An 11627-nucleotide genomic window follows, 5' to 3' on the forward strand; every position below is an offset into this window, starting at 1 on the left:
CAATCCCGCCAACATGTTCGTCGCCGACTTCATGGGCTCACCGGCGATGAACCTGGTGAAGGCCTCGGTCGAGAACGGCGCCGGCGGCCTTGCGGTCTCGCTCGAGCGGCCGAACGCCGCCCCGCTCAGGCTTCCCGTCACGACAACCGGCAACGGCCTTTCCTCCTATGCCGGCCGGCAGGTGATCTTCGGCATCCGCCCCGAGGCGCTGACCGACCCCGATGGCGCCGACCGCAATGCCCGCTCGCTCACCGAAGGCGACTGCCTGATCGAGGTCGTCGAACCGGCCGGCTCCGACACCTTCGCCGTCACCAAGCTCGGCGGCAAGGAAGTCGTCGCCCGCCTGCGCGCCGATGCCGGTATCGCACCCGGCCAGCACACACGCCTCGCCTTCAATCTCGACAAGGCTGTCTTCTTCGATCCGGAAACGCAAGCGCGGATCGCGTGATGGCAAGGTGTTGACATGAGCGGTTCACCAGACATCGTCATCATCGGCTCGGGCGTCGGCGGCGCCACCGTCGCTGCCGGCCTGGCTGTATCAGGTGCGCAGATATTGGTCCTCGAAGCCGGCGATCATATTGCTGATCTTCCCGTCAATCGCGACCAGCGCGCCATCTTCCAGCGTGGCCACTTCCGGCCGAATGAGACGTGGTACGAGGCGAACGGCAGGGGCTTCAACCCCGGCAACTATTACAATGTCGGCGGCAACTCGAAATTCTACGGCGCCGTCCTCTCACGCTACCGCAAAGAGGATTTCGACGTCATCGAACATCGGGAAGGCGTGTCGCCGGCGTGGCCCTTTCCCTATGAAGAGCTGGAGCCCTGGTATTCGAAGGCGGAGCTGATGTATCAGGTTCGCGGCAGTCTTGGCGAAGATCCGACCGAACCGCATCACTCGGTTGCCTACGAATTCCCGCCCGTGCCCGATGAGGCGCCGGTCGCCGACGTCAGGGCACGCCTCAAGGCGAAAGGCCTGCATCCGTTTTCGCTGCCGCTCGGCCTGGATCTCGATGCCTGGCTCTCCAAGGCACGCACGCCCTGGGATGCGCATCCGAATTCGCGGGACGGCAAGATGGATGCCGAGACCGCAGCGCTCGCGGTGGCGCTGAAACACGAGAACGTGCGGCTTGAGACTAATGCACGGGTGATACGGCTCGACACGGGGGCGGGGAGCCGGATCGACCGGATCACCTATGTCAAGGACGGACAGACGCTGACCGTCTCGCCCAGGATCGTCATTCTTTCCGCCGGTGCGGTCCAGTCATCCGCGCTTTTGCTCCGTTCGAAAAACGACCGCTTCCCGAAGGGGCTCGCCAACTCTTCCGATCAGGTGGGCCGCAACTTCATGAACCACAACGCCTCGGCCGTGATAGCGCTCTCGCCGCGCTTCAGGAACACCGCCGTCTACCAGAAGACCTTCGCCTTCAACGACTTCTATCTCTCGGACGGGGAGGGCGGACCGCCGCTCGGCAATGTGCAGTTGCTGGGGCGTATTTCCGAAAAGGTCCTCAAAGGCTCTCTGCCGCAGGCGCCGGAATGGCTTCTGCGTTTCATGACGGACCATGCCATCGACTTCTATGCGATGAGCGAGGACGTTCCGAATCCCGAAAGCCGCGTGATGGTCGACGGCGATCGGATCATCCTTAAATGGCAGAGGACCAACTGGGACGCGCATCTTGCGCTTGTCGCCAAGCTGAAGGCGATCCTGCGGTCGATCGGTTTTCCGATCGTGCTATCCAGACCCTTCGACAAACGCACGCCGTCCCATCAGTGCGGAACGATCCGCATCGGAAACGACCCGGCAACAGCGCCACTGGATCCATACTGCCGATCCTACGATCATGGCAATCTTTTCGTCGTCGACGCCGGTTTTCTCCCCACATCGGCTGCGGTCAATCCGGCGCTCACCGTCGCCAGTCAAGCGCTCAGAGTTGCCCATCACATCGCATCGACGGATTTGCAGACACAGGCAGATCCATTAATGCGCGCCGGCTTCAAATAGGACAGTAAAATGGGATTCGACTATATCATCACCGGTGCCGGTCCTGCGGGCTGCGTTCTTGCAAGCCGCCTCAGCGAAGATCCCGATGTCAAGGTACTCCTTCTGGAGGCGGGCGGAGGCGACTGGAATCCCCTTTTCCACATGCCCGCCGGTTTCGCCAAGATGACCAAGGGCGTCGCTAGTTGGGGATGGGAAACCGTTCCCCAAAAGCACATGAAGGACAGAGTGCTTCGCTATACCCAGGCAAAGATCATCGGCGGCGGCTCGTCGATCAATGCGCAGCTCTACACCCGCGGAAACGCAGCTGATTATGATCTATGGGCCAGTGAAGACGGTTGCGAGGGCTGGGACTACCGTTCGATCCTGCCCTATTTCAAACGTGCCGAGGACAATCAACGTTTCGCCGACGACTACCACGCCTATGGCGGTCCGCTGGGTGTCTCCATGCCGGCTGCACCGTTGCCGATCTGCGACGCCTATATTCGCGCGGGTCAGGAGCTCGGCATACCTTATAATCACGATTTCAACGGCCGCCAGCAGGCCGGCGTCGGATTTTATCAGCTCACCCAGCGCAACCGCCGCCGGTCATCGGCATCGTTCGCCTATCTCTCGCCAATCAAAAACCGAAAGAATCTCATGATCCGGAAAGGCGCGCGCGTCGTCCGCATCATGCTGGAGGCGGGTCGCGCGGTCGGTGTCGAAATCGCGACCGGACACGGTCTGGAGGTCGTGCGGACTGAACGCGAAGTCCTCGTCTCGTCAGGCGCGATCGGATCGCCGAAGCTCCTGTTGCAGTCCGGGATAGGGCCGGCCGACCATTTGACCTCGGTTGGCGTCAGGCCCCTCCACGATCTGCCCGGCGTCGGCGGCAATCTTCAGGACCATCTCGATCTCTTCGTTATCGCCGAATGCACCGGCGATCACACCTATGACGGCGTCGCGAAGCTCCACCGGACACTGTGGGCCGGAATTCAATATGTTCTCTTCCGCACCGGTCCGGTCGCCTCGTCGCTCTTCGAGACTGGCGGCTTCTGGTATGCCGAACCCGACGCACGGTCTCCCGATATCCAGTTCCACCTCGGCCTGGGTTCAGGCATTGAAGCAGGCGTCGAGCGGCTCAGGAACGCCGGGGTCACGCTCAACTCGGCCTATCTGCATCCGCGCTCGCGAGGGACGGTGCGTCTTTCATCCGCCGATCCCGCTGCGGCTCCCTTGATCGATCCCAACTACTGGGCCGATCCCCATGACAGGAAGATGTCGCTGGAGGGGCTCAAGATCGCCCGCGAAATCATGCAGCAGGCGGCGCTGAAACCCTATGTCATGGCCGAAAGGCTTCCCGGGCCGAAGGTCGTGACCGACGAGCAGCTTTTCGACTATGGCTGCGCCAATGCCAAGACCGACCATCATCCGGTGGGCACCTGCAAGATGGGAACCGGGTCTGACGCGGTTGTCGGGCTCGATCTCAAGGTCCACGGCCTGGAAGGCCTCAGGGTCTGCGATTCCTCCGTCATGCCGCGCGTGCCGTCATGCAACACCAACGCGCCGACGATCATGGTCGGCGAAAAAGGATCGGACCTCATCCGGGGCCTGCCTGCACTGCCGTCGGCGATCTTCGCCCATGAGCGCAATGATACGAGGCCGCGGGCCCGCGCCGAGATCCGCTAAGGAGTAACGACGATGTCTGAAGTGAAAGTTGCAGTGCTTGGCGCCTCGGGCTGGATGGGAAAGGTCCACACGATGGCCTATCAAACCTTTCAGCATTTCTTCGGCGTGTCGGGCGGAACGGCGCGGATCGTGGCGCTTGTCGACAGCAACCCTGACGTAGCGCAGGATATCGGCAACAGGGCGCCGGGGGCCAGGATCTACCAGGATTGGAAGCTGGCGGTCACCGATCCCGAAGTCGATCTGATCGATATCTGTCTGCCCGACCATCTTCACTATCCGGTGGCCAAGGCCGCGCTGCTGGCCGGCAAACATGTCTATTGCGAGAAGCCGCTGGCAAACACCGCCGATGAAGCGCGGGAGCTGGCCGAGATCGCTAAAGAGAAGGGGGGCATTACACGTGTCGGACACGCGTTTCCCCGAAACCCCGTTCATGATTTGGCGAAAGAGATCATCGAATCCGGTGAAATCGGCGAGATAAAGCTGTTTCGCGGCTGCCAGCATGTCGACATGTATGGGGATCCCACGGCGCCCTACATGTGGCGTGCCGATGGCAAGCTCGCGCCGACCGGGATCGTCGGCGACACCGGTTCGCACATCTTCAGCTTCATGGATTTCCTCGTTGGCCGCGTCAGCTCCCTGATCGCCGACAATCTCATCGTCACCCCGCGCCGGCCGATCGTCGAGGGGCTTGCCTATGGGGAGCAGGTGAAACTGTCAGGCAACGAGGCCTGGGCCGATATCACCAATCCCGACGCGACGAACCTGCTGTGCCGGTTCGAAAACGGCGCCGCCGGCATCGTCGACTTCAGCCGCGTCGCCACCGGCCGCAAATTCATGCAGACCTATGAAATCTACGGAACGAAGGGCAGCATCGCCTATACCTATGACGAGATTAACCGGCTGCGTTTTTACTCCAACGACGACAACACGGGACGCCGGGGCTTTCGCGAGATCGACGTCGGTCCTGAGAACCCCACCTTCAGGGCCTTCCTTCCGCTGCCGAATTTCGGCATTGGCTACAATGAAAGCAAGATCATCGAGGTGGCGGAGGTGATCCGATCGATTGTCGCAAACAAACCGATGTGGCCGACATTCGATACCGGCCACCATATCTGCCAGATCGTCGACGCATGCATGGAGTCCTCCCGGCAGAGACGCTGGGTGGATATCCCGCTCAATTGATTGTGGCGAGCCGATGACAATAGACGTTCCGCAGGAAATTCTTGACGCACTGACCGACGTCGATATGCCGCGGCTTCCGCCGGAGGCTCCCGCTTCCGGGGTAGCCTGCCTCGCTGGTTTCGACGTGCCGATCTACCGCGCCGGTTGCGTTGTCGTCGGATCCGGCGCTGCGGGTCTGCGTGCGGCGGTGGAAATGAAACGGCGCGGCGTCGATGTCGTCATCATCAGCCAAAGCGCATGGGGCGGAACCTCGGCCTGCTCTGGCTCTGACAAGCAAACCCTGCACACCGCAAACACGGCCGATCAAGGCGACAATTACCGGGCGATGGCCCGCGCCATCGGCGGCGGCGGCGCCATGGACGAGGACACGGCCTATGTCGAGGCGGTGGGCTCGTCGCGGATGATGGCGTCGCTGCAGTTCTTGGGGCTGCCGCTGCCCCAGGATTCGCTTGGCGGAACGCTGAGATATCAGACCGACCATGACGAGGTCGGGCGCGCCACCAGCTGCGGCCCGCGCACCTCGCGGCTGATGGTCAAGGTGCTGGCGGAGGAGGCGATCCGGCTCGGCGTGCCGTTCTACAACCAGACCACCGCGGTCAAAATCCTCACCGAGGGCGCGGTGGCTGATCGTCATGTCGCCGGCATGCTCGTCATGCGCGCCGGCGGCCGTAGGCAGGAGAACCCGCTCGGCATCGCCTTGTTCGTGAGTGATGTGATTGTGCTCGCCGCCGGCGGCCCGGGCGAACTCTATCGCGACAGCGTTTACCCGAACGGCTGCTTCGGCTCCCTTGGATTGGCGCTGGAGGCAGGCGTCGAGCTCGTCAATTTGACCGAAAGCCAGTTCGGCATCGGGACGCGCAGGGAGGGCTTCCCGTGGAATCTGTCCGGCACGTACGTCCAGGCAATCCCACATATCTATTCGGTCGATGGCGAAGGCGCCGAACACCATTTCCTGGCGGAATATTATCGAAGCACCCGGGAGTTGGCGTCGAACATCTTCCGCAAGGGCTATCAATGGCCGTTCCATGCCACCCGCATGCTGGATTTCGGCTCGAGCCTGGTCGATCTCGCCATTTACCGTGAGACCGCAGCGGGTCGGCGCGTCTTTATGGACTTCAATCGCAATCCTCCGCCCGTTCCCGGCGACCTGCCATTCAGCCTGGAAAGGCTGGACGAGGATGTTCGGCTCTATCTCGGCAAGGCTGGCGCCGATCAGGAAATGCCGATCGATCGATTGAAGCATATGAACCCCCTCGCGATCGAACTCTATCGCCGCTACAAGATCGATATTGCCGAAGAGCCGCTGGAGTTCGCGGTCAACAACCAGCACATGAACGGCGGCATCATGGTCGATCGCTGGGGCCGCACCAATCTGGGTGGCTGCTACGCGGTCGGGGAGGCGGCGGGCACACATGGGGTAACAAGGCCCGGTGGAGCGGCGCTGAATGCCGGGCAGGTCTTCGGCACCCGGGTGGCCGAACACATCGGCGCCGGCGGCGGGGCGGAGCGGGCTGCCGCGGGACGTGTACCGGAGGCGGCGGAGGCGGGCATCGCCAATCTTCTTTCCGCGCTGCGGACCGAAAGCCCGCTCACCGTCAAAGCGGTCCGCTCGGCGGTGCAGGCACGCATGAGCGAGAAGGCGGGCATCATCTGCGATCAAAGGAGCGTCCGCCAGGCCGTGGTCGAAGCGCGGGCGCTGAACGTCGAAATCCGCGCCAACGGCCTCGCCTACGGTCGCGCGGCCGAAGCGGTCCGAGGCGTGCAATGGCGGCACATGGCGCTCGCCTCGGAAGCGGTGCTGAGTGCGCTGGACTTCTTCATCGGCAAGGGCGGCGGCAGTCGGGGAGCACGCGCGATCTGCGATGCACAGGGCGAATTCCTTCCGCTGGCGAGCGTCGGTCCACTGGAGCACTATCGCTTTCGCAAGGAAAGCGAAGCGCATCGCAAGGAGCAGATCGTCGTCCGGCTAGAAGGCGATGAGATCAGGCTTTCAACTCGTCCCAACCGCGAACTGGATGAAAGCGCCAGATCCTTTTTCGAGCGGGACTGGCCCGCCTGGCTGACGGGCCGCATCTACGACCTTGGCGCTGGCGTATGAGGCGATGCTGTAACCATATCAATCGGGATTTGCGACCGGCGGAGGAACTCGGATGCGCTCCGTATCGTCAGAGCCTTCTGTGACGGCTTCTTCGCTTTTGCGCACATGCCTCGGCGGATCTTTTCCTTCGACCGGTTTCGGCGACAACTGGTCGTCGGCCTGGATTTCGTCGGTATTGAGATAGTTCTTGCTTTCGCCCATGACGATCATTTCCGATTGGAGAATTGCGGGGCAGGAATGCGACCCTTCTGATCGGCGCGGCCTGTCTCAGGGTCGGAGCCGGGGACGCGGTCGCCCGCCTCGCGGCTGTTGCCCATGCTAACGGGAGGCTTGCGCTGGTCGTCGACATCTGCCTCGGGCAGCTCGTCGTCCTGAGTATCCTCATTCAACGACTTCGGCGGAAGCTTGGCGGAATCGGGAATAGATTTCGTGCGCATCGGACAATCTCCTTTGCAGGCAAACTCCGGCAGCCATCGCAGGTTCCCTGATATTCTGCGATCGCTTACACGGCTTCAGCTGCGGGAACATCGAGCTCTATCATGACGGGTGCGTGGTCGCTCGTATGCTCCCAGCCCCGCGGTTTGCGCCGGACGGTCGCTGATCGAAGCCACGGCGCCACCGTCGGGCTGAGCAGAAAATGGTCGATCCGAAGCCCGGCGTCGCGCTCGAAACTGTTCCGCCAATATTTCCAGAATGTGTAGATGCGCTCGTCCGGATGCAGATGCCTGATGGCATCCGTCCAGCCCTGGGAAACGAGCTGGTCGTAGGCTTTACGGACTTCGGGCCTGAAAAGCGCATCGTCTCGCCAGCGCTCCGGCTTGTAGACGTCGATCTCCGCCGGCATGACGTTGAAATCGCCGGCAAGGATGGAAGGCACCTCGATTTCGAGCAGTTCGGCGGCATAGGCGTGCAGGCGACGGAACCAACGAAGCTTGTATTCGAACTTGGTGCTGGGAAAAGGATTGCCGTTCGGCAGATACAGGCATCCGATCAGCATGCCCTCGATGACGGCTTCGATATATCGGCTGTGGGTATCGTCAGGATCGCCCGGAAGACCGCGCCGGGTCAGTATCGGTATCTTGTCCTTTGCCAGGATGGCGACGCCGTTCCAGGATCGCTGCCCGTGCCAGACGGCGCCGTAGCCGGCCCGTTCGACCTCCTTTCGCGGAAACTTGGCGTCGTCGGTTTTTAGTTCCTGAAGGCAGGCGATATCGGGGGCATCCTCCTTCAGCCAGCGGAGCAGGTTGTTCAGTCGCCCGTTGATGCCGTTGACATTGTAGGTTGCAATTTTCATGGGCTCACGCCGCGACGGTGGCCAGATCCAGAATCTGGCCGCAATCTACTGGTTCACTGGTCGGGCGTCACGGGCATAATTTTTCGCGGCATCCTTCAGAAACGCTCCTGAGTTTCCTCCTCCGGTAGTCCACGCCCACAGTCGGCCCAGTCAAGCCGGCTCTCAACGCCGTAATGACCTGCCGGGCGTATCCTGTCGGGTTGATCGAGCGAACCGACTGTCACGCGGATCAGTTCGTCGCCGTCATACTGAAGAAAGAGCGGCGTTCCGCATGCGCCGCAAAAGCCACGTGTCGCGATGGGTGAGGATCGGTATACGGCAGGGGAAGCCTTTGTCCAGGCGAGATCTTGAACCTTGGCCTGGACAAGAACCGCGAAAGGTCCTCCGGTCGCCTTCTTGCACATGTCGCAATGGCAGTATCCCGAATGCGGCTGATCGCCGCTGAATTCATATCGGCAGGATCCGCACAGGCAGCCGCCGGTCCATTGGCTCGCCATTGTGGTCCTCTCAGCGCGTTGCGCCGAAGACGAAGGCGATGCCGGCGACGATCGCCGCAGCCGTCAGCGGCTGCCGGCGGATCCGATCCTCAATGTCCTGGACAAAGCTCTTCGCTTCGGCCTTTGCCAGGCGGGCTGTTCCGGAAGCCAGCTCGGAGGCGGATTCGGCCACCCGGCCGGCTTCTTTCTGAAGCGCGCGCAACTCTTCGCGATTTGCATCGAATCTGTCCGAGGCGCGGGCTGTTTGTCCGGTAGAGCGCAAGGCTTGATCGACCAGCGGGTACTCTTGGTCAACCGCGGTCGGATCAGGCTCCCGCTTCACGCGCTCAGCCGCCTCTACATCGCTGCGGCCGGCGGGAATGGAGGTATGAGTAGCGGAAACAGGATCAGAAGCAGGAAACGTGTCTTCGATCGCTTTGTCGAGTTCGCCCTTTCGGGATTGTTTGCGCTGCTCCGCCTGCTCTTTTCGCAAGGACTGGACGGCGGGTGATTCATTCGGGTTCGGCATCGCGGGTTCCTCCGTTGCATTTTGATAATCAAAAGCGACCACGACGAAAGAAGTTCCAGAAAAATGCGTCCGCGCCTCATCCAACATCACGATGGCGACAAAGTCGACAATACACGCGCAGAGGCAGTATTTTTGATGGCAGCGCTCGTATTTTTAGGGGCGTATCCACTGTTTGCCGGACCAAAGTCCTGCCTTTTCTTAGTACCTAGGTCCGGTTGCATTTAGCCCTCAGAAAGGCGAAAATTCCCAGGCGTCGAACGGGCGTAGGAACGGCGAAGAACGGATGAACAAGGCAATGGCATTGACTGTCTCGAAACGAGGTTTTTTGAGATTGGGCGGCTGCGCTGCCGTCGCCTTCGTGGTTGCCGCATCACCCGTGACGATTAACCTCGACGGCTCCTTTCGCGTTCTGAGGGCGAAACACGCAGAGGCAAAAGACGGCAATAATGGGAACGGCAACGGTGGCGGAAACGGCGGCGGAAACGGCAACGGTGGAGGAGGCGGCAACGGGGGAGGCAATGGCAACGGGGGCGGAAACGGCAATAGTGGCTCCGGCAACAGCTCAGGTGGAAGCTCCAGCAGCAACGCCGGATCTTCTTCCTCCTCGGCCTCGACGTCGACAGGTTCGAAGGCCAGAGCGACCGAAGGTACCGATGGGTCGATCAACGTTCGCCACGCGAACGGCATCACCGAAAGCCTGCGCAGCGGCCGCTATATCATGAAGGACTCGAAGGGCAGGACGATCATAAGCCGGCAGGCGACGGCTAGCGACGCAAGCCGGCTAAGCCGGTTCCTTCGCTGAGGCAGAATTCGGAACGCCGTAGGAATCATCGGTCGACCCGGCGCTATCGCCGTTCGCGCCATTGCAGGGCCGCTTCGGTCCTGTTCGAGGCGCCGAGCTTGCTCAGGATCTGCGTCATATGGTGCTTCACGGTTTTTTCCTGCAGGTTGAGGCGCAGGCCAATATGCTTGTTTGACAGACCTTGGGCGACGAGATCCATCACCTCACGCTCCCTTGGCGTCAGACTGTTCTTGTCGGAGTTTCCGTTTTGCAGCGAATTCTCCATCGCCTTCGCCGACATCGTCGGCGAGACATATCGCGATCCGCTGAGGACGGTTTTAATCGCTTCGGCGAGGCCGCGGGAGCCAACACCTTTGAGAACGTAGCCCATTGCGCCCTGCTGAAGGGCTCCGAGCAGCGTGTCCACCTCCTCCGACACCGTCAACATCAGCACTTTCGTCGAAGGGCTCCGCGCCAGGACGTCTCCGATCGCAGCCAATCCGCCGCCGGGCATCGAGACATCGAGGAGCATGATGTCGGGACGGTTGTTTGAAGCGATCATGGCAGCGTCTTCGCTGTTTGCCCCTTCGCCAATGACCACGAAGTCGCTCATCTCAGACAAGCTGCGCGTTACGCCCTCGCGAAAAAGCGGGTGGTCGTCCACGACGCCGACGGTGATTGGTGTCATATCCAGTCTCCAGCTTCCATAGGCTCGAAGGTCATGGTCACGGTAGTCCCTCCTTCGCCCGTCTTGATATCGAAAGATCCCCCCAGGCTGTCGATGCGTTCGCGCAGCCCAACCAGGCCGAGGCTTGTCGGCCTCACCTCCGTCGGGTCGAACCCATCGCCACGATCACTGACCTCCACACAAACATGACCATTGTGCGACACGGCTTTCACGCTCTGCTGAACGCCGCCGCCGTGGCGATAGGCGTTGTTCAAGGCTTCCTGAACGAAGCGATAGATACAGATCTTTACGGCAGCAGCGAGCTCGGGTCCATCCTCGTCGATGTTCGTTTCGACAACGGTTTCGGTCTTGTGCCGATGCGCTTCGACGACCCGCAGCACGATATCGGTGATGGAGGACTTTTCGATCTGCGGCAGCACCAGTCCGCTGCAGATATTGCGGATTTCCGTCATGGCCTCGGCGAGGCTCGAGCGTATCCACGCAAGTTCTTTTTCGCGCGCTTCGGGCTCGGTGGAAGCATTGATCAATAAATCGCTGTCCAGTCGCAGTGAAGCATAGGCAATGTGCTGTGCCGGACCGTCGTGAAGATCGGCGCCAATGCTGCGCAGATATGTTTCGTTCAGCGCCGCTACACGCTGCGAAGCGCGCTGCAGCCGCCGCTGGAGCCCGCGATTTTCAGCCAGCAGCGAAGACAATTCCTGGACCCGTTCCTTGAGATCCCTGCGCTGCGCTTCTATCGTGCGGCTTCCGCGAAAAACCAGGGCGGAGAGAACGAGGAAAAAGACGCCAGTGAGAGCGGCGACCGCCCCCCAGCTCTGCAGCCTCGCGTGAGCCAGACTGTCGCCAAGGCCTTCCGCCGTCTCGTAGAACTCGAGCACAGCGACCGCCTGGCCGGACCACGGCTGGAGAACC

The 11627-nt window shown here is 61.4% G+C and carries 13 protein-coding genes; 6 read left to right on the forward strand and 7 right to left on the reverse strand.

The window, feature by feature from the left end:
* From AC13QO_RS29295 to AC13QO_RS29315, 5 genes are all read left to right on the forward strand, one after another.
* A partial coding sequence (locus AC13QO_RS29295; RefSeq protein WP_488542682.1) for a TOBE domain-containing protein occupies positions 1-448 on the forward strand: 448 nt, incomplete at its 5' end.
* A gap of 15 nt (positions 449-463) precedes the next feature.
* Positions 464-2002: a GMC oxidoreductase gene (locus AC13QO_RS29300; RefSeq protein WP_488542683.1), complete on the forward strand. Its 1539-nt coding sequence runs from the start codon at positions 464-466 to the stop codon at positions 2000-2002.
* 9 nt (positions 2003-2011) lie between these two features.
* Positions 2012-3667: a GMC family oxidoreductase gene (locus AC13QO_RS29305; RefSeq protein ID WP_488542684.1), complete on the forward strand. Its 1656-nt coding sequence runs from the start codon at positions 2012-2014 to the stop codon at positions 3665-3667.
* A 12-nt stretch (positions 3668-3679) separates the two neighbouring features.
* Positions 3680-4849: a Gfo/Idh/MocA family protein gene (locus AC13QO_RS29310; RefSeq protein WP_488542685.1), complete on the forward strand. Its 1170-nt coding sequence runs from the start codon at positions 3680-3682 to the stop codon at positions 4847-4849.
* Between the two features lie 13 nt (positions 4850-4862).
* The gene (locus tag AC13QO_RS29315) at positions 4863-6947 is read left to right on the forward strand and encodes an FAD-binding protein (RefSeq protein WP_488542686.1); all 2085 of its coding nucleotides are present in this window, start codon (positions 4863-4865) and stop codon (positions 6945-6947) included.
* A gap of 18 nt (positions 6948-6965) precedes the next feature.
* Here the strand turns inward: AC13QO_RS29315 and AC13QO_RS29320 are convergent, their stop codons facing one another.
* From AC13QO_RS29320 to AC13QO_RS29340, 5 genes are all read right to left on the reverse strand, one after another.
* Positions 6966-7148 (reverse strand): hypothetical protein, encoded by a 183-nt coding sequence (locus tag AC13QO_RS29320; protein WP_085777852.1) that lies wholly within the window; start codon positions 7146-7148, stop codon positions 6966-6968.
* Between the two features lie 5 nt (positions 7149-7153).
* Positions 7154-7384 (reverse strand): hypothetical protein, encoded by a 231-nt coding sequence (locus AC13QO_RS29325; protein ID WP_488542687.1) that lies wholly within the window; start codon positions 7382-7384, stop codon positions 7154-7156.
* Positions 7385-7449: 65 nt separating this feature from the next.
* Positions 7450-8241: an exodeoxyribonuclease III gene (gene xth, locus AC13QO_RS29330; RefSeq protein ID WP_488542688.1), complete on the reverse strand. Its 792-nt coding sequence runs from the start codon at positions 8239-8241 to the stop codon at positions 7450-7452.
* A 95-nt stretch (positions 8242-8336) separates the two neighbouring features.
* Positions 8337-8738, reverse strand: a complete 402-nt coding sequence (locus AC13QO_RS29335; RefSeq protein ID WP_488542689.1) for a GFA family protein — start codon at positions 8736-8738, stop codon at positions 8337-8339.
* 10 nt (positions 8739-8748) lie between these two features.
* Complete coding sequence (locus AC13QO_RS29340) at positions 8749-9246, reverse strand: hypothetical protein (RefSeq protein WP_097598746.1); 498 nt, start codon at positions 9244-9246, stop codon at positions 8749-8751.
* Between the two features lie 295 nt (positions 9247-9541).
* Between AC13QO_RS29340 and AC13QO_RS29345 the strand changes: the two genes are divergently transcribed.
* Complete coding sequence (locus AC13QO_RS29345; protein ID WP_488542690.1) at positions 9542-10048, forward strand: hypothetical protein; 507 nt, start codon at positions 9542-9544, stop codon at positions 10046-10048.
* A gap of 43 nt (positions 10049-10091) precedes the next feature.
* Here AC13QO_RS29345 and AC13QO_RS29350 read toward each other — a convergent pair whose 3' ends face one another.
* Both AC13QO_RS29350 and AC13QO_RS29355 read right to left on the reverse strand, forming a co-directional pair.
* Entirely contained in the window at positions 10092-10715 is a 624-nt protein-coding gene (locus tag AC13QO_RS29350) for a response regulator (RefSeq protein WP_488542691.1), read from the reverse strand.
* A partial coding sequence (locus AC13QO_RS29355; protein ID WP_488542692.1) for a sensor histidine kinase occupies positions 10712-11627 on the reverse strand: 916 nt, incomplete at its 5' end. The genes AC13QO_RS29355 and AC13QO_RS29350, both read right to left, overlap by 4 nt.

The organism is Rhizobium sp. CNPSo 3670 (genome assembly GCF_057784555.1).